The sequence below is a fragment of the Streptomyces boetiae genome, assembly GCF_031845405.1.
Lineage (GTDB): Bacteria > Actinomycetota > Actinomycetes > Streptomycetales > Streptomycetaceae > Streptomyces > Streptomyces boetiae.
On sequence record NZ_JAVREN010000047.1, the window covers coordinates 12,384 to 30,615 of the forward strand.

Consider the following 18,232-nt stretch of genomic DNA (forward strand, 5'->3'; position numbering starts at 1 on the left):
CTGATGCCCGCTCACCGCAGTACCCCCAAGCACCGCGCGTCCCGATTGCGCGGCACCACGACCGCCGCGCTGGCCGCCGCCGGCGCCGCCGCGGTGGCGCTCACCGTCGTGCCGGCCGCCGCGGACCCCGGCGCGGCCACGCAGGCGCGGAACGTCGGCTGGGACGTGCCGGCCGCGGAGATACCGGGCCAGTCCGCGTCCTCCGCCGCGGACCCGCACGCCGCCCGCGACCGGGCCGACGAGGAGGCCCGGACCCACTCGCTGTTCGCGCAGGCCGCCGACCGGCAGCGCGGCGAGGCCGAGCGCGTGGCCGGCCTGCGGGCCGAGCGCGCGGCCGAGCGCGCCGCGGCCAAGCGGGCCGAGGCCGAGGCGGCGGCAGCCGCGGAGCGTCAGGCCGCCGAGGAGGCCGAGGCAGCCGCCGCGGCCGAGGAGCAGCGGGCCGCCGAGGAGGCCGCCGCCCTCGCCGCCGAGCAGGAGGAGGCCGCCGCGGCGCAGGCCGCCCCGGTCGTCGAGCCGGCGCCCGCCCCCGCGCCCGTCTACCCGGACAACCTCGACGGCTGGATCCGCGAGGCGCTGGACGTCATGGCCGCCAACGGAATTCCGGGAACGTACGACGGCCTGTACCGGAACATCATCCGGGAATCCAGCGGCGACCCGAACGCGATCAATCTCTGGGACATCAACGCGATCAACGGGACGCCGTCCATCGGCCTGCTCCAGGTGATTCAGCCGACCTTCGACGCCTATCACGTCGAGGGCACGCCGTACGACATCTACGACCCGGTCGCGAACATCACCGCCGCGGCCAACTACGCGGCCGACCGCTACGGTTCGATCGACAACGTCAACGGCCCCTACTGAGCCGGATTCCCGTCGCGAACGCAATCAGCGAACGCGATTCCGCGCGAAGGCGCCCGCGGCGGTCGCGCCCCTCACCCGGGGGACGCGACCGCCGCGGGCGTTCGCACGCCGGGCCCCGGCCCGGGGCGTCCGGCCACGGCCGTCACAGCGCCGGACCGTCCCCCGGCTCCTCCTGGTAGGAGTACCGCTGCTCCCGCCAGGGGTCGCCGATGTTGTGGTACCCGCGCTCCTCCCAGAAGCCGCGGCGGTCGGCCGTCATGTACTCCACGCCGCGCACCCACTTGGGGCCCTTCCAGGCGTACAGGTGCGGCACGACCAGGCGCAGCGGGAAGCCGTGCTCGGCGGTCAGCAGCTCGCCGTCCCGGTGGGTGGCGAAGACGGTGCGGGGGTCGGCGAAGTCGGCGAGCCGGAGGTTGGCGCTGTAGCCGTACTCGGCCCATACCATCACGTGGGTGACGCCGGGCGCGGGCGGGGCCAGGCCCAGGACGGTGGCGGCCCGCACGCCGCCCCACTCGGAGCCGAGCATGCTGAACTTCGTCACGCAGTGCAGGTCGCCCACGACCGTCTCGTACGGCAGGGCGGAGAACTCCTCGTGCGTCCAGCAGTGCTTATCGCCGTCCGCCGTGGCGCCGAAGACGCGGAACTCCCAGCGTTCGGCGCGGAAACGGGGCACGGGCCCGTAGTGCGTGACCGGCCAGCCGCGCTGCCGCCGCTGCCCCGGCGGGAGCCGTTCCCCCTGCTGCTCGGGGGCCTCCTCCTCGCGGCTGTCCGGCTGACCCATGCCTCCATGGTGACAGACCCGCGGGCCCCCTCCGTACCGCGACCCCGGCCCGTTCCCGGGCCCGCGGGTTCCCCGAATCGGGTGAATTCGGTAAGCCTTCGCTTACTGGACGGAATCGCCGCGGCGGTGCCACGATGCGCGAACGCGTCGGCCCCCAGGGCCGCACGAAGCCCACGGAAGGAGCGCGCGCAGCCATGCAGGGCGACCCCGAGGTCATCGAATTCCTCAACGAGCAGCTGACGGCCGAACTCACGGCGATCAACCAGTACTTCCTGCACGCCAAGATGCAGGAGCACCTGGGCTGGACGAGGCTGGCGAAGTACACCCGCCACGAGTCCTTCGACGAGATGCGCCACGCCGAGGTGCTCACCGACCGGATCCTGTTCCTGGAGGGCCTGCCGAACTACCAGCGGCTCTTCCACGTCCGCGTCGGCCAGACGGTCACCGAGATGTTCCAGGCCGACCGGCAGATCGAGGTGGAGGCCATCGACCGCCTGCGGCGCGGCATCGCGGTGATGCGGGCGAAGGGCGACGTGACCTCGGCGAACATCTTCGAGGCGATCCTCAAGGACGAGGAGCACCACATCGACTACCTCGACACGCAGCTGGAGCTGGTGGAGAAGCTGGGCGAGGCGCTGTACATCGCGCAGCAGATCGAGCAGGAGCAGCCGGGCGGCGCGGACTGACCCGAGGCGGAACGGCGCGTGGCGGAACGACCGGAGACGACCGGCCGCCGGCGGGCCGCCCTCAGGCGGGAAGCCCCGCTGGCACCCGCGCGGGCGGGGCCGCGCCCGCCTCGGCGGCAACCTCGGCCGCCGCGGGGAAGAGCGTGCGCGGAACGGCCGGGACACCGGGGACGACCGGGGAGGCGGGACTCGCGGGAACGGCCGGGGCCGCGGGCGTTCCGGGAGCCTCCGCGGGGGGCGGAACGGCCGGGGCAGCGGCCCCGGCGCAGCCCCCGCGCCCCAGCAGCCCCTGAATCCTGCGCACGCAGGAGCCGCAGTCCGTGCCCGCCCGGCTCTCGGAGGCGATCTGGCGGGGTGTGCAGGCCCCGGCCGCCGCGTGCTCGCGTACCTGCTCCTCGGTGATGCCGAAGCATGAGCACACGTACACGCTTCTCTCCCTCCGGAGGCCGGGACCGAATCAGGTAAGCCTCACCTTACCCGGTCCTCCGGAGGGTGAACAGATCAGGAGCGGTACATCTCCGCCACCAGGAACGCCAGGTCCAGCGACTGGCTGCGGTTCAGCCGCGGGTCGCAGGCGGTCTCGTAGCGCTGGTGCAGGTCGTCCACGAAGATCTCGTCGCCGCCGCCCACGCACTCGGTCACGTCGTCGCCGGTCAGCTCGACGTGGATGCCGCCCGGGTGCGTGCCCAGGCCCTTGTGCACCTCGAAGAAGCCCTTGACCTCGTCCAGCACGTCGTCGAAGCGCCGGGTCTTGTGCCCGGAGGCCGCCTCGAAGGTGTTCCCGTGCATGGGGTCGCAGACCCAGGCCACCTGCGCGCCGGAGGCGGTGACCCGCTCCACCAGCGCGGGCAGCAGGTCCCGGACGCGGTCCGCGCCCATCCGCGTGATGAACGTCAGCCGTCCCGGCTCGCGCTCCGGGTCCAGCCGGTCGATCAGCGCCAGGGCCTCCTCGGGCGCGGTGGTCGGGCCCAGCTTGACCCCGACGGGGTTGCGGATGCCGGCGGCGAACGCCACGTGCGCGCCGTCGAGCTGCCGGGTGCGCTCCCCGATCCACACCATGTGCCCGGAGACGTCGTACAGCTTGCCGCTGCGCGAATCGGTCCGGGTCAGGGCCGCCTCGTAGTCCAGCAGCAGGGCCTCGTGCGAGGCGTAGAACTCCACGGAGTGGAACTCGGCCGGGTCGGCGCCGCAGGCCTTCATGAAGTTCAGCGCGTTGTCGATCTCGCGGGCCAGGGCCTCGTACCGCTGGCCGGAGGCAGAGGTGCGCACGAAGTCCTGGTTCCACGCGTGGACCTGCCGCAGGTCGGCGTAGCCGCCGGTGGTGAAGCCGCGCACCAGGTTCAGCGTGGCCGCCGAGGCGTGGTACATCCGGCGCAGCCGCTCGGGGTCGGGCACGCGGGCCGCGGCCGTGAACTCCGCGCCGTTGACCGAGTCGCCGCGGTAGGAGGGCAGCGTCAGGCCGTCGCGGGTCTCGGTCGGCTTGGAGCGGGGCTTGGAGTACTGCCCGGCGATGCGGCCGACCTTGACCACGGGCACCGAGGCCGCGTAGGTGAGGACCGCGCTCATCTGGAGCAGCGTCTTCAGCTTCGCCCGGATCTGGTCGGCGCTGACCTGGTCGAACGCCTCCGCGCAGTCCCCGCCCTGGAGCAGGAACGCCTCGCCGCGCGCCACCGCCGCCAGCCGGGTCCGCAGCTGGTCGCACTCGCCGGCGAAGACCAGCGGCGGATACGCCTCCAGCTCCTGCGTCACGGCGCGCAGGGCCGTCGGGTCGGGGTAGTCGGGCTGCTGCGCCGCGGGCAGGTCACGCCACGAGGGCGCGGTGGCGCTGGTGGTGCTGCTGTCAGCGTTCACGGTCACGCGCTCCAGGTTACGGGGTCGAGTCCACCGTTTTTCCCGTCGGTCCGCAGCGTGGGATGGGGTAGGGTGCCCGGCATGATCGCGCCGCACTCCCGCAGCTGGTGGTGGACCGCTCTCCCGGCGGCCACCTGACCGCGCGCTGCGACGCGTCGGACGTTCGATCGAAGGCCGCCCCGAGGGGCGGCCTTCGCCGTGTCCGCGCGGACGGCGGCCGTCCCTCTCCCCCGGAAGACCTCCTGGAAAGGGACATCCGCCCATGCCACCCACGCCGCCCCTCCCCGCCGACCGCCCCGCCGCCGGGCCGGTCCCCGGACTGATCTCCGAGCTGATCGCCGGGGACACCCCCTTCGCGCTGCTGCGCCGCCGCACCCCCGGCCGCGACCCGGGGGTGGTGGAGGTGCTCACCGGACCCGTCGCCGAGGCCGCCCGCCTCGCGGACCTGCCCGCCCGCGGCACCGCCCTGGCCCTGGTCCCCTTCCGGCAGATCGCCGAGCGCGGCTTCGCCGCCGCCGAGGACGGCACCCCGCTGGCCGTGCTGCGCGCCGAGGCCGTCCGCGAGGTGCCCCTCGACGCCCTGCTGAACGCCCTGCCCGCGCATGCGGTCACCGTGCGGGACGGCGCCTTCGACCTGTCCGACGCCGACTACGAGCGGGTCGTCGAGCGGGTGGTGCGCGAGGAGATCGGGGCCGGGGAGGGCGCGAACTTCGTGATCAGGCGGACGTTCACCGGCCGCGTCCACGACTTCGGCCGGGCCGACGCCCTGGCCCTCTTCCGCCGCCTGCTGACCGCCGAGCACGGGGCGTACTGGACCTTCGTCGTCCACACCGGCGACCGGGTGCTGGTCGGGGCGAGCCCCGAGGTGCATGTGCGGATGAGCGGCGGGACGGTGGTGATGAACCCCATCAGCGGCACCTACCGCTACCCGCCGCAGGGCCCGGACACCGAGGGGCTGCTGGCGTTCCTGGACGACGCCAAGGAGCGCGAGGAGCTGTCCATGGTGGTGGACGAGGAGCTGAAGATGATGTGCGCGGTCGGCGACCGCGGCGGCCTGGTCGTCGGGCCGCGGCTGCGCGAGATGGCACACCTGGCGCACACCGAGTACGAGCTGCGCGGGGTGACCACGCGGGACGCGCGTGAGGTGCTGCGGGAGACGATGTTCGCGGCCACGGTCACCGGCAGCCCCGTGGAGAACGCCTGCCGCGTGATCGCCCGGCACGAGCGGGGCGGTCGGGGCTACTACGCCGGGGCGCTGGCGCTGCTGGGCGAGGACGCGGGCGGGGCGCGCACCCTGGACTCCCCCATCCTCATCAGGACCGCCGACATCGCGGCGGCGGGCGGGCGGCTGCGGGTGCCGGTCGGCGCGACGCTGGTGCGCGGCTCCGACCCGGCGGGCGAGGTGGCCGAGACGCACGCGAAGGCGGCGGCGGTGCTCGCCGCCCTGGGCGTGGGCCCGGCGGCGGGGCGTTCCCCGCTCCCGGCGCCGCGCCTGGCGGACGACCCGCGGGTGGGGGCCGCGCTGGCGGCGCGGCGGGAGCGGCTGGCGCCGTTCTGGCTGCGGATGCAGGAGCCGCCGGCCCGGGGCGGCGGGCCGGGCGTGCTGGTGGTGGACGCGGAGGACACCTTCACGACGATGCTGGCGCACCTGCTGCGCTCCACGGGCGCGGAGGTCTCGGTGCTGCGCCACGACGCGCCGGGCGCGCGGGAGCGGGTGCTGGCGCACCCGGGCACGGTGCTGCTCGGCCCCGGGCCCGGCGACCCGGAGGACCCGGCCGACCCGAAGATGCGGCTGCTGCGCGGGCTGGCCGCCGAGCTGCTGGGGCAACGGCCGCTGGCCGGGGTCTGCCTGGGGCACGAGCTGATCGCGGCGGAGCTTGGCCTGCCGCTGGTGCGCAAGGAGCGGCCCTGCCAGGGGGCGCAGGAGGAGATCGATCTCTTCGGGCGGCGGGAGACGGTCGGCTTCTACAGCTCGTACGCGGCGCGCTGCGACGCGGCGGACGAACGCCGGCTGGCGGCCCGGGGCGTGGAGGTCTCCCGCTGCGCGGCCACGGGCGAGGTCCACGCCCTGCGCGGCCCCGGCCTCGCGTCCGTCCAGTTCCACCCCGAGTCGGTCCTGACTTTGAACGGCCCGGCCCTGGCCGCCGCCCTGACCCCGTCCCGCGAGGGCCACCCGACCGCCTGAGGGGCCAACGGCCGTAGCCCCCGGGCGGCGTCCCGGGGGCTACTCCGTGTCGAGGCCCGTCTCGATGGCGTAGCGGACGAGTTCGGTGCGGTTGTGGAGCTGGAGCTTGCCGAGGGTGTTCTGGACGTGGTTCTGGACGGTGCGGTGGGAGATGACCAGGCGGTCGGCGATCTGGCGGTAGGTGAGGCCCTTGGCGACCAGGCGCAGGATCTCCGTCTCGCGGTCCGTCAGGTGCGGCACCTCGGGCCCGTCGGGGCGCGGGGAGGGCGGGGCGGAGGCCAGGCGGCGGTACTCGCCCAGGACCAGCCCGGCCAGGCCCGGCGTGAAGACCGCGTCCCCCGAGGCCGTGCGGCGCACGGCCTCGATCAGCTCCCCGGCGCTGGCGGACTTCAGCAGGTAGCCCGTGGCCCCCGCCTTGACCGCCTCCAGGACGTCCTCCTGCTCGCCGCTGGCGGAGAGGACGAGCACCTTGACGGGCTCCCCGGCCAGCCGCCGGCACACCTCCGCGCCGGGAAGCCCCGGCAGGTTGAGGTCCAGGACGAGGACGTCCGGGCGCGCGGCGCGGGCCCGCCGCACCGCCTGCGGGCCGTCCCCGGCCGTGGCCACCACCGAGAACCCCGCCTCCGCGAGGTCCCGGGCCACCGCGTCCCGCCACATCGGATGGTCGTCCACGACCATCACCGTCACCGCCGTCACCGCTCCGCTCCCCTCCGCGTTCCTTCCACCGATCCGGCCGCGCCATCGGCCTTGGCCGCCTGCCGCGGCAGGCGCAGCTCGACCTCCGTGCCCTGTCCCGGCACCGACACCCACTCCGCCCCGCCGCCCAGCTCCCGCAGCCGCCCGCGGATGGACAGCGCCGCGCCCAGCCGGCCCTCCGCCTCCGCCGCGGCCAGCCGCCCCCGGGGAATTCCCGGGCCGTCGTCCCGCACGGTCACCAGCACCGCGTCCGGCTCGTCCTCCAGCAGGATCCATGCCGCGGCCTCGGGACCGGCGTGCACCCGGACGTTGTCCAGCGCCGCGCCCACCGCCGCCGCCACCTCGCGCCCGGCGTGCGCCGGGACCAGCACCGGCGCGCCCGGCCCCGCGAAGCTCACCCGCTCCCCGGGCCGGGCCGCCGCCGCGGCCGAGAGCAGCGCGGCCAGGTCCACCTCGGCGGGCTGGGCGGGGGCGGCCCCGGAGGGCTCAGCCGCGTCCGCCGTGACCAGCGCCCGCAGGGCCCGCTCCTGCTCGCCCGCCAGCCGCCCCAGCTCCCCGGCCTCGCCGCCGATCGCGTCCCCGCGCCGCTGCACCATGGCCAGCACCTGGAGCACGCTGTCGTGGATGTCCCGCGCCAGCCGCTCGCGTTCCCGCGTTGCGGCCTCGATGCGCAACGCCCGCGCCAGGGCCCGCTCGCTGGCCCGCGCCAGCTCGATGACGTAGCCGATGGTGATCGCGGCCACGCACACCAGCACGACGTTCTGGAGCATGATCCCGGAGAACTGGCCGTCCTCCACGAAGTTGGCCACCCCCATGACCACGGCCGCCGCCGCGCCCCAGCGCCAGCCGCCCTTGAGGGCCACCGCGAGCACCGAGCCGGCCACCCATATCGAGGGCAGCGTGGGCCCGACCGCGTCCGCCGGGTCCGCGACCGGGGTGAGCAGCACGCCGGTGACGCCCACCGCCATGTCCGCGGCCAGGAACCCGGGCCGGCACCGCTCGGCCGAGGAGACCTCCCGGAAGGTGACGGCCGTCCACAGCCCGAGCGCCGCGAGGTAGGCGATGCCGACCGGCCGGCGCCCCCAGTCCCCGTACGCCAGGCAGAACAGCAGCACCGCGTACCCGAACGTCAGCGCCCGGTACCCCATCAGCGCGCGCCACATCGGCGCCTCGACCGACATCGCCCCCGGGCCCCCCGCCATCGCCGAACTCCCCTACTCCTGCGCGGACTTCCGCTTCCTGGCCCGGGCCTCCTCGGCGAGCTGCCGCTTGGCCACGGTGGCGTAGACGTCCACGTACTCCTGGCCCGAGAGTCTCATGATGGCGTACATCACCTGGTCGGTGACCGACCGGAGGATGAACCGGTCCCCCTCCATGCCCCGGTAGCGGGCGAAGTCCAGCGGCTCCCCGAAGCGGATGCCCGGCCGCAGCACCTTGGGCACCAGCTTTCCCGGCGGCTGCACCTCGTCCGTTCCGATCATCGCCACCGGGATCACCGGGGCCCCGCTGGCCAGCGCCACCCGGGCCAGGCCGCCGGGCCGCCCGCGGTAGAGCCGCCCGTCGGGGGAACGCGTGCCCTCGGGGTAGATGCCGAACAGCTCGCCCCGCTCCAGCACCTCAAGGCCGCTGCGCACCGCCGCCTCGCCCGCGCCCCTGGCCCCCGAGCGGTCCACCGGAAGCTGGCCCACGCCCCGGAAGAACGCCGCGGTCAGCCGCCCCTTGACGCCGGGTGAGGTGAAGTACTCGGCCTTGGCGATGAAGGTGACCTTCCGGTCGAGCACCGCGGGCAGGAAGAAGGAGTCGGAGAACGACAGGTGATTGCTGGCCAGGATGGCGGGGCCACGGGCCGGGACGTGCTCGCGCCCCTCCACCCGGGGACGGAAGACGACTTTGAGCCCGGCTCCCACGGAGACCTTCATCGCGCCGTACAGCACCAGGACACCTCCCTTCTTCGACCCTACTGGGAACGGCGGCCCGTGGCGCTCCCGCGAGCGCGCCGCGTAGGGTGGCGTTGCCGCCCGCGCCAGGCGGGGACGGGAGTCGAACGGAGCTTTCCGATGCAGCTTCTTCCGGGTGCGGAGCCCTTCCGCCACGACGGCTCGCCCACGGGCGCCCTGCTCTGTCACGGCTTCACGGGCAGCCCCCAGTCGCTGCGGCCCTGGGCCGAGCGGCTGGCCGGCCGGGGCCTGACCGTCTCGCTGCCGCTGCTGGCCGGGCACGGCACCCGCTGGGAGGACCTCCAGCGCACCGGCTGGCAGGACTGGTACGCGACCGTGGACCGGGAGCTGCGCGACCTGCGGGCGCGCTGCGAGGAGGTCTTCGTGTGCGGCCTGTCGATGGGCGGCGCGCTCGCCCTGCGCCTCGCCGCCCGGCACGGCGCGGACGTCAGCGGCCTAGTCCTGGTCAACCCGGCGGCCACCTTCCCCCGCGCCCAGGGCTACGCGGTGGCGGCGCTGCGGCACGTGGTGCCCAGCGCGCGGGGGGTGATCTCCGACATCGCCAAGGAGGGCGTGGCCGAGTCCGGCTACCCGCGGGTGCCGCTGCGGGCGGCGTACGAGCTGCGCTCCCTTCTGGGCCTGGTGCGGACCGAACTCCCGCAGGTCACGCAGCCGTTGCTGCTGCTGCACAGCCGGGTGGACCACGTGGTGCCGCCCGCCGACTCGGCGGTGGTGCTGGGGGCGGTCTCCTCGGCGGACGTGACCGAGCACGTGCTGGAGGACAGCTATCACGTGGCCACCCTCGACCACGACGCGGAGCGTATCTTCTCAGAGACGGACGCCTTCATCTCCCGGCTCTCGACAAGGAAGACAGCCCGTGACGGAACGTGACAAGGAGCGCGGCGAGGGCCGCGACCCCCTGGACGAGGCGGCTGCCTGGGCGGAGATCGTCGCCGGGTACGGCGCGGAGCCGGCGGACCCGCCGGGCGTGTGGCCGCGGGGCGACCAGCTCGATCTGACGGACACGGTGGACCGGGTCCGGGAGGGCGAGCAGCTCGCGGAGCAGCCGGCGGGCGTGGCCGAGGGCCCGGTGGCCGATGTCCCGGTGCCCGAGGGCCCGGGGGCCGAGGGCCCGCTGTCCGGGCCGCGGGACTGGGTGGCGGCGGAGGACGAGGAGGACGACCACTTCGTGCCGCCCGACCCGCCGCCGCTGCCGGAGATGGACCTGACCGCGAAGCTGGCCTGGGCCGCGGTGGTGGGCGGGCCGCTGCTGCTGATCGTGGCCGTGCTGCTCCAGCGCGAGATGACGTGGTGGCTGGGCACGGTGGGCGTGGGCGGCTTCCTGGGCGGCTTCGCGACGCTGGTGGCCCGGATGCGCGACGGCAGCGAGGACGACGGCACCGACCCGGGCAGCGGCGCGGTGGTCTGAGCGCGCGCGCCTCCGGCCGGTCCGGCGGCGGAACGCCCCGGGCGGGCCGTCACTCAGGGCGCCGTCGCTCAGGGCCGCGGCGGGAGGCGCAGGCGGGCCAGGACCGGCAGGTGGTCGGTGGCCCGGCGCAGATCGGCCGCGCCGGGGACGGCGGGGACGCCGCAGCCCAGCACCTCGACGCCCGGGGTGCACAGCACCGCGTCGATCCGGCGGTCCGGGGCGGGGGCAGGGAAGGTGTGCTCCCCGCCCTCGGGGGCCGCCCGCCGTGCGTCGGTCAGCCGGCCGCTCAGCAGCCGGAACGTCCGCCCGCCCGGCCGTTCGTTGAGGTCCCCCGCGACCACCGCGTGCCCCGCCTCCTCCGCCAGCTCCGCGGCCCGGTTCAGCAACAGCCCGCCCTGTGCCCGGCGTTCGGCCGCGTCCAGGCTGAGGTGGCAGCTCGCCACCGCCAGCCGCCGCGGCTCCCCTCCGGCCAGAAACCGGAAGACCGCGACGGCCAGCCCCCGCCGGTGCAGGCCCGGGGCGCGCGGCCAGGCGACGGCCTCGGCCCGCTCGGGCACGGCGCGCGGCGCGGCCAGGATCAGCGTGCCGCAGGAGGGCGCCCCGCCCGCCACGTAGAGCAGGCCGGTGGCGCGCGCGAGGCGGGCGGCCCGCCCGAGCCACCCGGCGAACCGCGGCGCCTCCTGCACGCACAGCACGTCCGGGGCGCAGGCGCGGACGACGCGGACCAGGGCGGCCGTGTCATCGCGCAGGGAGCGGACGTTGTAGCTCAGCAGGCGGACGTCCGCGGCGGCCCCGGCCGCGCCTCAGCCCTGCCGGGCGAGGTCCGCGGCGCCCACCAGCCCCGCCCGGCCGCCGAGGCGGGCGGCCAGCACCTGGGCGTGCGGGCGCCAGCGGCTGCCGACCAGCCAGCGGCGGAAGGACTTGCGGATCGGCTCCAGGACCAGGTCGCCCTCGTCGGAGACGCCGCCGCCGACGATGAACGCCGAGGGGTCGAAGAGGGAGGCGAGGTCGGCCAGCCCGGCGCCCGCCCAGCGGGCCAGCTCGCGGAAGGAGTCGACGGCCACCGGGTCGCCCTGCCGGGCGGCGTCGCTGACGTGCCGTCCCTCGATGCCCTCGGGGGTGCCGTCGCCCAGGCCGAGCAGCACGGAGGCGGCCTCGGGGGTGGCGCTGGCGCGCTGCCGGGCATAGCGCACCAGGGCGCGGCCGGAGGCGTACTGCTCCCAGCAGCCCTGGCTGCCGCAGCCGCACAGCAGGCCGTCGGGCACGACGCGGATGTGGCCGAACTCCCCGGCCACGCCGAAGCGTCCGCGGTGCAGCTTGCCGCCGATGATGATGCCGCCGCCCAGGCCGGTGCCCAGGGTGATGACCACGACGTCGTCGTGGCCGGCGCCGGCGCCGAAGCGGTACTCGCCCCAGGCGGCGGCGTTGGCGTCGTTCTCCACGACCACGGGCATGCCGACGCGCTGCTCGACCTTGTCCTTGAGGGTCTCATGGCGCCACAGGATGTTCGGCGCGAACAGGACGGTGGCGCGCTTGTCGTCCACGTAACCGGCCGCGCCGATGCCCACGGCGTCGGCCGTGGAGCCACGGCTGACGGTCCTGATGGCGTCGGAGATGGCCTCGATCACGCCCTCGGGGGTGGCCGGGGTCGGGACCTGGCTGGTGTCGAGGATCGCGCCGTCCTCGTCGACCACGCCGGCCGCGATCTTCGTCCCGCCGATGTCGACGCCGATGGTCAGTCCCATCAGAACTCCTATCGCAAGGGGGTCCCGCCGCTGAACACGGTACCGGAGACGGCCCTTGACCAGGGCCCCTCGTGCGCCCCCGCCCGCCGGCTCAGTCGAGGTCGATCCGCTCCGCGCCGCCTCCGCCGTCCGCCCGGCCCCCGCCGTCCGGCCCGCCGTCGTCCTCCCCGGCCGCGCCGCGGGTCCACTGCCGCTCCTGGCGCAGGGCCGCCGCACGGTAGGCGGCGAGGAGCTCGGTGCCGGCGCCCGCGAGGTGGTGCAGGACCTCGGCGTTGCGGTCGATCAGGGGGTCCAGGGCGGCGCGGGCGCGGTCGGTCAGGGGGCGGGCGACGGGGCCGAAGGCCCGGCCGACGCGCTCGGCCACGGAGTCGGCCAGGCGGCGCACCTCCTCGGCGGGGTCCGGCGGAGGGGCGCCGTACCGCTCCTGGCGGCGGGCCCGCTCGGCGGCGAGGTCCTCCTCGCACGCGGCGGCCCAGGCGTCGGGCTCCGGCTGCTCGGTCATCGGCGCGCCTCCTTCCCTGGCACGGGTGCGCTTCCCTGGCACGGGTGCGCGCGGGCGAACGCGCCCGGGCCCGAGGTTACTCCCCGCCGCCCGCGGCGTCCCCGTCCCGGGAGGTCCTGTCCCGTCGGTCTTGTCGGATCAGCCCACGGCTCCCCCAGGCCCTGGGGGCCTGGGAGGTACCCCCATGATGCGGTCAATCGCAAGGCGCCGGATCGCAGCTCATACTTGCCCGTATTCGCGCGATTCGGTAACGCAGCGAGTGGCCGTAGCTGGCGTCGTGGGCCCGGCAAGACCGACGGGACAGGGCCTACGGCCACCGGGCAGGATCGGGCGCGAAGCGGACGGCCAGGCGCGCGCGGTGCGCGCCGTCCTCGCCGGGTTCGAACGCGGCTCCCGCGACCGCGCACCGGCGCAGCGCGGCCGGCAGCGGCAGCATGCGGCGAAACGGGCCGACGCGGACGAGGAGTTCGCCGCCGCGGCGGATCAGCTCCAGGTCCTCGCGGACCGCGCCGGGCAGCGGCAGCCGCCACACCAGCAGGCCGGCCTCCCCCGGCTCGGGCGGCGGCGCGGGGCGCGGGGCGGGCCAGGTGCCCGGCGGCGGAACGTCCGGCTCGGCGGGGTGCGCCGGCTCACGGCCCAGGTGCGGGACGCGGTGCACGGCCTCCCCGGCGAGCCCGGCCGCCTCCGCGAAGGCCGCCAGGGCCTCCCGCTGCCGCTCGGCCAGGGCGGCGAGCCAGGGGTCGGGGGAGGTGGCGGGCAGCAGCCGGTTGGCGACCACGGACTCCAGGGCCACGCCGTGCAGGGCCAGCCCGGCGCGGGCCGCGCGGGCCTCGGCGGCCGGGCCCGGGGCCGGGTCGAGCACGAGGCGAACGGCCGCCGCGGGCCCCTCGATCAGCTCCTGGAGGCCGGCGAGCGCGGCGTCCAGGCGGTCGGCCGCCGCGAACAGGCCCTCGTCGGGCAGTGGAACGCCCGCGAGCCGGCCCAGCAGGGGGCGCAGCGCGCGGGCGGCCAGGCGTTCCGCGGGGAGCAGACGGCGCAGGTAGCGGCGGAGCTGGGCGGGCAGCGCGAGGAGCCGGACGGCCTCGGTGACGGGCGGCAGGTCCGCGACGACCAGGCCCCAGGGGCCCGCGGCGGCGGCGCGGAGGGCGGACAGGAGCGCGGCGGCGTGCGCGCCGGGGAGTTCGGTCAGCTCCTCGCCGTCGAAGGGGACGGCGCCGAGCGCGTCCAGCGCGGGGGCGGCCAGGCGCTGGGCGGCGAGCGCCCCGGCGCGGAAGCGGCCGGCGGGATCCACGCGGGAGTGGTGGAGGCCGGGCTCCAGCGGGGACGTTGCGGGGAAGGGCGGGGCGGCGGCCCGGGGCGGGGCCAGGAGCAGCACGGGGCGTTCCCCGGCACGGGCGGCGGAGGAGGCGGTGGCGGCTGCCACGGTGCTGGTGCCGGCGCCGCCGGGGCCGGTGACGAACAGGACGCGGGCGGCGGGGGGTGGTGCCACGGGCCCTCAGCTCCCGGCGGCCTGCTCCACGCGCTTCTTCAGGCCGTCCAGCGCGCGGTCGATGATGACCTTCTCGGCCTTGCGCTTGATGGTGCCCAGCATGGGGATGCGGACGTCCACGGTGAGCTGGTAGGTGACCTCGGTGTGCTTGCCGTCGCCGAGCGGCGCGAGGACGTAGGAGCCGTCCAGTGCGCGCAGCAGGCGGGACTTGACGAGGGACCAGTGCACCTCGTGGTCGCCGCGCCAGGTGTAGGCGAGGGTGTGCTCGTCCTTGATGGCGCCGGCGTCCAGCAGGAGGCGGACCTGCTCGGCGCGGCCCTGGGGGTCGGTGCCGAGGACCTCGGCCTCCTTCACCTCGCCCGCCCACTCGGGGTAGCGGCCGAAGTCGGCGATCACGGCCATGACCTCGGCCGGGGTGGCCTCGATGGTGATGCTCGACCTGGTGTGCTCGGCCATCTGCGTGGCTCCTCGTGCTGTCTTTCCCGCTGCCTGCCGTCCGGGGGAAGGCTACCGCGCGCCGCGCCCCGCGCCCGCCCCGGCCGCCCGGCGCGCGGGCCCGCCGGGAGGGCGCCCCGTCAGGACAGCACCGCGCGCAGGCGGTCGACGAGGAGGTCCCAGCGCCACTGCTCCTCGATCCAGGCCCGGCCTCGCTCGCCCATGCGGCGGCGCAGGCCGGGGTCCCGCAGGAGGGCCACCAGGCGCTCGGCCGTCTCCTCGGGGGCGGTGGGCTCGCCGCCGCGCACGACCCAGCCGGTTTCGCCGTCGAGGACGGCGTCGGGGGCGCCGCCGGAGTCGCCGGAGACGACGGGGAGGCCGGTGGCCGAGGCCTCCAGGTAGACGATGCCCAGGCCTTCCACGTCCAGGCCGCCGCGCCGGGTGCGGCAGGGCATGGCGAAGACGTCACCCGCGCCGTAGTGGGCGGGCAGCTCGGCGGCGGGCACGGGGCCGGTGAACCGGACGGCGCGGGAGACGCCGGTGCGGGCGGCCAGCTTCTCCAGGCCGGAGCGGTAGGGGCCGCCCCCGACGATCAGGAGAACGGCCTCGGGGACCTCGGCCAGCACCCGCGGCAGGGCGCGGATGAGGGTGTCCTGGCCCTTGCGGGGGACGAGACGGGAGACGCAGACGACCACCGGCCGGTCCTTCAGGCCGAGGGCGGCGCGGACGGCCTCGCCGCCGGAGCCGGGGTGGAAGGTCTTCTCGTCCACGCCGGGGGGCAGCCGCACCATCCGGGCCGCGGCCTCGGGCGAGAGGGCGGCTGCGATCCTGCCGCGCGTGTAGTCGCCGAGGTGGGTGAGGGTGTCGACGCTCTCCCCGATGCGCCGCAACAGATGCCGGGGGCCGGGGAGTTGGGCCCAGCCCGCCTCGTGGCCGTGGGTGGTGGCCACGATCCGGGCGGCCCCGGCCCGACGCAGGGCCGGGGCCATCAGGCCCAGGGGGGCGGCGGCCCCGAACCACACGGCGGTGCAGCCGTGGGCGCGCAGCAGGCCGGCCGCCCGGCGGGTGACGCCGGGGGTGGGCAGCAGCATGGTGGACCGGTCGCGGATCACGGGGAAGGGCTGCTCGGCGTCGAACTCCGCGGTGGCGCGGACCCCTTCGGCGCTCCGCTTCCAGGTGGAGGCGTAGACCACGACCCGCTGGGGGTCGAGCCGGGAGGCCATGCCGTGCAGGAAGGTCTGGATGCCTCCGGGGCGCGGCGGGAAGTCGTTGGTGACGATCAGCGTCTTACGCATCGCGACAGACGATACCGGCCGCGCGGGTCCCGGCCTCCCGGCTCCCGCGGGCGCCCTACGGGCGGACGACCCCGGAGACGGGCATCATCCCGACCGGGTCGTAGCGGACGGCGGCCCCGGGGTAGGGCGCGTGGATGACCTGCCCGCCGCCGGCGTACAGGCCGACGTGGCTGGCGTCCGCGCGGTAGACGACGATGTCGCCGGGCCGCGCCTGGCTGAGCGGGACCCGCTTCCCGGCGTGCGCCTGCTGCTGGGAGGTGCGCGGCAGGGCGACCCCGGCGCGGGCCCAGGCCCACTGCACGAGCCCTGAGCAGTCGAACGCGCCGGGCCCGGCCTGCCCCCAGCCGTAGGGGCGGCCCAGGACGCCGCGGGCGGCGGCCACGGCGCTCCCGCCGCGCCCGGAGGCCGCGGCGGGAGCGGCGGGGAGGGCCGCGGGCGCCGGGGCCTCCTTGCTCAGCCGCTCCTCCCGCTCGCGCTCGGTCAGCCGCTGGTACTGCCGCCGGGCGGAGGCGAGGCGGCGCTGCACGTCCCGCTTCTGCCGGCCGAGCCGGTCCTCCTCGGCGGCCAGCCGCTCCAGCCGCTCGGTGGCCTCTTGGCGGCGCTGGTCGAGGACGCGCTGGGCGGCGAGCAGCCGGCGCAGCTCCCCGGCCCTGCGGTCCCCGAGCCGGTCCAGGACGCCGGCGCGTTCGAGGTAGGTGTCGGGGCTGTCGGCCAGCATCAGGGCGAGGGCGGGGCCGAGCGGGCCGTTGCGGTAGTGGGCGGCGGCGGCGCGGCCGAGGGCGCGGCGGTGCTGATTGACGGTCTGCTGGCCGCGGGCGACGCGGTCCTGACGGCGCTCGACGTCGGCGCGGAGGGTCTCGACGCGCTCGGCCGTGCCGTTGTACCGGTCGATGGCGCGTTCGGCCTCGGCGACGAGGCGGTCCACCTCGTGGGCCGCGCCGCGGGCGGTGGCCGGGTCGGGCTCGGCGCGCACGGGCCCGGCGGCGAGGGCGGCGGCGGCCGTCGTGGCGGCGGACAGCACGACGACGACGGCCGTCCGTCTCGCGCGCGGGTGCGGATGTCGGTGGCTGACCACTGCGGGCCGCGCTCCCTTCGGTGGGGTACCTGAAGCGGGAGCAGAATGTAGCGGCGCGGCGGCGGGGCGGGGCGCAGGACAACGCCGGGCCGGGCGCCCGCGCGGGACGCAACCGCAGGTCATGACGGGCGCGCGGACGGGCCGCGTGCCCCCTCAATCACCCGCTTGGCGGCGGCCCGGGGGCGCCGGGGCGCGGGGTCAGCCGACGCGGACGCCGAACTGGGCCGGCATCGAGTGCAGCGGGGCGTAGGAGACCACCGAGCCGGTGGACGGCGCGTGGATGATCTGCCCGTTGCCGGCGTAGATGGCGATGTGGCTGAGCCCGCCGTAGTACAGGACCAGGTCGCCGGGGGCGAGTTGGTCGATGCTGACCCGGGTGCCCGCGCCGGCCTGGGCCTGGGAGACGCGGGGCAGGGAGATGCCGGCCTGGGCGTAGGACCAGCCGGTGAAGCCGGAGCAGTCGAAGGCGTTGGGGCCGGTGGCGCCCCAGACGTAGGGCATGCCGAGGCGGCTGGCGGCGGCCGTGAGGATGGCCTGGGCGCGGGAGGAGCCGCCGGCGTCGGCGATGTCGGCCGGCTGGACCTCGGCGGCCTGGGCCTGGGAGGTGGCCCGCTCGGCGGCCTCCTCGGCGGCGATGGCGGCCCGCTGCTCCTCGGTGAGCTGGTTCAGCAGCTCCTGGGCCTCGCTGAGCCGGCCGCGGATGCGGTCCTTCTGCTCCTCCAGCTCGCCGCGCAGGTCCTCCAGTTCGGCGAGCCGGTCGGTGGCCTCGGCGCGCTGCTGGTCCAGGGTGCGCTGCCGGTCCTCGATCAGCCGCAGGGTCTCGGCCTGCTCGCCGCTGACCTGGTCGAGCGTGGAGGCCCGGTCGAGGTAGGCGTCGGGGTCGGCGGAGAGGAAGAGCTGGAGCGAGGGGTCGAGGCCGCCGTTGCGGTACTGGGCGGTGGCCACCGCGCCGAGCCCGGCGCGGAGTTCGTTCAGCTCCTGCTGGCCGCGGTCCACGGAGTCCTGGAGGTCCTCGACCTGGTCCTGGAGCTCCTGCTCGCGCTCGCGGGCGCCGTTGTACTCCTCGGTGACGACCTCGGCCTCGTGGCGCAGCTCGTCGACCTCTTCCCTGACCTCCTCGACGCTGCGCTCCGGGTCGGCCTGGGCCGACTGGGAGGCGAGGAAGCTGGTGGCGGCGGTGGCTACCGCGGTGGCACCGAAGAGGGTGACGCGGGCCCGGCTCGGCTGCTTGGGACGACGGTGGGACGCCACTGGGGCGAGCTCCT

The 18,232-nt window shown here is 76.3% G+C and carries 19 protein-coding genes; 5 read left to right on the forward strand and 14 right to left on the reverse strand.

Annotated elements, in window-relative coordinates; genetic code table 11:
• The first annotated feature begins 3 nt into the window (after window positions 1–3).
• The gene (locus RM780_RS23035) at window positions 4–861 is read left to right on the forward strand and encodes a transglycosylase SLT domain-containing protein (RefSeq protein ID WP_311632773.1); all 858 of its coding nucleotides are present in this window, start codon (window positions 4–6) and stop codon (window positions 859–861) included.
• 142 nt (window positions 862–1,003) lie between these two features.
• On the opposite strand, the gene RM780_RS23040 is transcribed toward RM780_RS23035, so the two are convergent.
• Window positions 1,004–1,642 carry a sulfite oxidase-like oxidoreductase gene (locus RM780_RS23040; protein ID WP_311632774.1) on the reverse strand — a complete coding sequence of 213 codons (639 nt, stop codon included), beginning with the start codon at window positions 1,640–1,642 and terminating at the stop codon, window positions 1,004–1,006.
• 194 nt (window positions 1,643–1,836) lie between these two features.
• Here RM780_RS23040 and bfr point away from each other — a divergent pair, with 194 nt between their 5' ends.
• Window positions 1,837–2,328 (forward strand): bacterioferritin, encoded by a 492-nt coding sequence (gene bfr / locus RM780_RS23045; protein ID WP_311632775.1) that lies wholly within the window; start codon window positions 1,837–1,839, stop codon window positions 2,326–2,328.
• 61 nt (window positions 2,329–2,389) lie between these two features.
• Here the strand turns inward: bfr and RM780_RS23050 are convergent, their stop codons facing one another.
• Window positions 2,390–2,755 (reverse strand): (2Fe-2S)-binding protein, encoded by a 366-nt coding sequence (locus tag RM780_RS23050; protein ID WP_311632776.1) that lies wholly within the window; start codon window positions 2,753–2,755, stop codon window positions 2,390–2,392.
• Window positions 2,756–2,829: 74 nt separating this feature from the next.
• Window positions 2,830–4,185 (reverse strand): class II 3-deoxy-7-phosphoheptulonate synthase, encoded by a 1,356-nt coding sequence (locus tag RM780_RS23055; protein ID WP_311632777.1) that lies wholly within the window; start codon window positions 4,183–4,185, stop codon window positions 2,830–2,832.
• 256 nt (window positions 4,186–4,441) lie between these two features.
• On the opposite strand from RM780_RS23055, the gene RM780_RS23060 reads away from it, so the two are divergent.
• Window positions 4,442–6,364, forward strand: coding sequence for an anthranilate synthase family protein (locus RM780_RS23060; RefSeq protein ID WP_311632778.1), 1,923 nt, complete (start codon window positions 4,442–4,444; stop codon window positions 6,362–6,364).
• Between the two features lie 39 nt (window positions 6,365–6,403).
• On the opposite strand, the gene RM780_RS23065 is transcribed toward RM780_RS23060, so the two are convergent.
• From RM780_RS23065 to RM780_RS23075, 3 genes are read right to left on the reverse strand one after another with little or no spacing between them, the layout of a single operon-like run.
• Window positions 6,404–7,042: a response regulator transcription factor gene (locus tag RM780_RS23065; protein ID WP_311632799.1), complete on the reverse strand. Its 639-nt coding sequence runs from the start codon at window positions 7,040–7,042 to the stop codon at window positions 6,404–6,406.
• 14 nt (window positions 7,043–7,056) lie between these two features.
• Window positions 7,057–8,262 carry a MacS family sensor histidine kinase gene (gene macS, locus RM780_RS23070; protein ID WP_311632779.1) on the reverse strand — a complete coding sequence of 402 codons (1,206 nt, stop codon included), beginning with the start codon at window positions 8,260–8,262 and terminating at the stop codon, window positions 7,057–7,059.
• A 12-nt stretch (window positions 8,263–8,274) separates the two neighbouring features.
• Entirely contained in the window at window positions 8,275–8,994 is a 720-nt protein-coding gene (locus RM780_RS23075) for a lysophospholipid acyltransferase family protein (RefSeq protein ID WP_311632780.1), read from the reverse strand.
• 123 nt (window positions 8,995–9,117) lie between these two features.
• Here RM780_RS23075 and RM780_RS23080 point away from each other — a divergent pair, with 123 nt between their 5' ends.
• Both RM780_RS23080 and RM780_RS23085 read left to right on the forward strand, forming a co-directional pair.
• Window positions 9,118–9,888: an alpha/beta hydrolase gene (locus RM780_RS23080; protein ID WP_311632781.1), complete on the forward strand. Its 771-nt coding sequence runs from the start codon at window positions 9,118–9,120 to the stop codon at window positions 9,886–9,888.
• Window positions 9,875–10,426 (forward strand): hypothetical protein, encoded by a 552-nt coding sequence (locus RM780_RS23085; protein WP_311632782.1) that lies wholly within the window; start codon window positions 9,875–9,877, stop codon window positions 10,424–10,426. The genes RM780_RS23080 and RM780_RS23085 overlap by 14 nt, the downstream gene beginning before the upstream one ends.
• 68 nt (window positions 10,427–10,494) lie before the next feature.
• On the opposite strand, the gene RM780_RS23090 is transcribed toward RM780_RS23085, so the two are convergent.
• The 8 genes from RM780_RS23090 to RM780_RS23125 all read right to left on the reverse strand — a co-directional run bounded on the left by RM780_RS23090 (window position 10,495) and on the right by RM780_RS23125 (window position 18,218).
• Window positions 10,495–11,199, reverse strand: a complete 705-nt coding sequence (locus RM780_RS23090; RefSeq protein WP_311632801.1) for an endonuclease/exonuclease/phosphatase family protein — start codon at window positions 11,197–11,199, stop codon at window positions 10,495–10,497.
• 30 nt (window positions 11,200–11,229) lie between these two features.
• Window positions 11,230–12,171, reverse strand: coding sequence for an ROK family glucokinase (locus RM780_RS23095; protein ID WP_311632783.1), 942 nt, complete (start codon window positions 12,169–12,171; stop codon window positions 11,230–11,232).
• 91 nt (window positions 12,172–12,262) lie between these two features.
• Window positions 12,263–12,673 (reverse strand): DUF5304 family protein, encoded by a 411-nt coding sequence (locus RM780_RS23100; RefSeq protein ID WP_311632784.1) that lies wholly within the window; start codon window positions 12,671–12,673, stop codon window positions 12,263–12,265.
• Between the two features lie 307 nt (window positions 12,674–12,980).
• Window positions 12,981–14,162 carry an ArsA family ATPase gene (locus RM780_RS23105; protein WP_311632785.1) on the reverse strand — a complete coding sequence of 394 codons (1,182 nt, stop codon included), beginning with the start codon at window positions 14,160–14,162 and terminating at the stop codon, window positions 12,981–12,983.
• Between the two features lie 6 nt (window positions 14,163–14,168).
• On the reverse strand, window positions 14,169–14,618 hold the full coding sequence (locus tag RM780_RS23110; RefSeq protein WP_311632786.1) for an SRPBCC family protein: 450 nt from the start codon (window positions 14,616–14,618) through the stop codon (window positions 14,169–14,171).
• A 119-nt stretch (window positions 14,619–14,737) separates the two neighbouring features.
• Window positions 14,738–15,892, reverse strand: coding sequence for a glycosyltransferase family 4 protein (locus RM780_RS23115; RefSeq protein WP_311632787.1), 1,155 nt, complete (start codon window positions 15,890–15,892; stop codon window positions 14,738–14,740).
• 55 nt (window positions 15,893–15,947) lie between these two features.
• On the reverse strand, window positions 15,948–16,967 hold the full coding sequence (locus tag RM780_RS23120; RefSeq protein ID WP_311632788.1) for a C40 family peptidase: 1,020 nt from the start codon (window positions 16,965–16,967) through the stop codon (window positions 15,948–15,950).
• A gap of 198 nt (window positions 16,968–17,165) precedes the next feature.
• A complete protein-coding gene (locus RM780_RS23125) occupies window positions 17,166–18,218 on the reverse strand; it encodes a C40 family peptidase (protein WP_311632789.1) in 1,053 nt (350 codons plus the stop codon).
• Window positions 18,219–18,232: the final 14 nt, after the last annotated feature.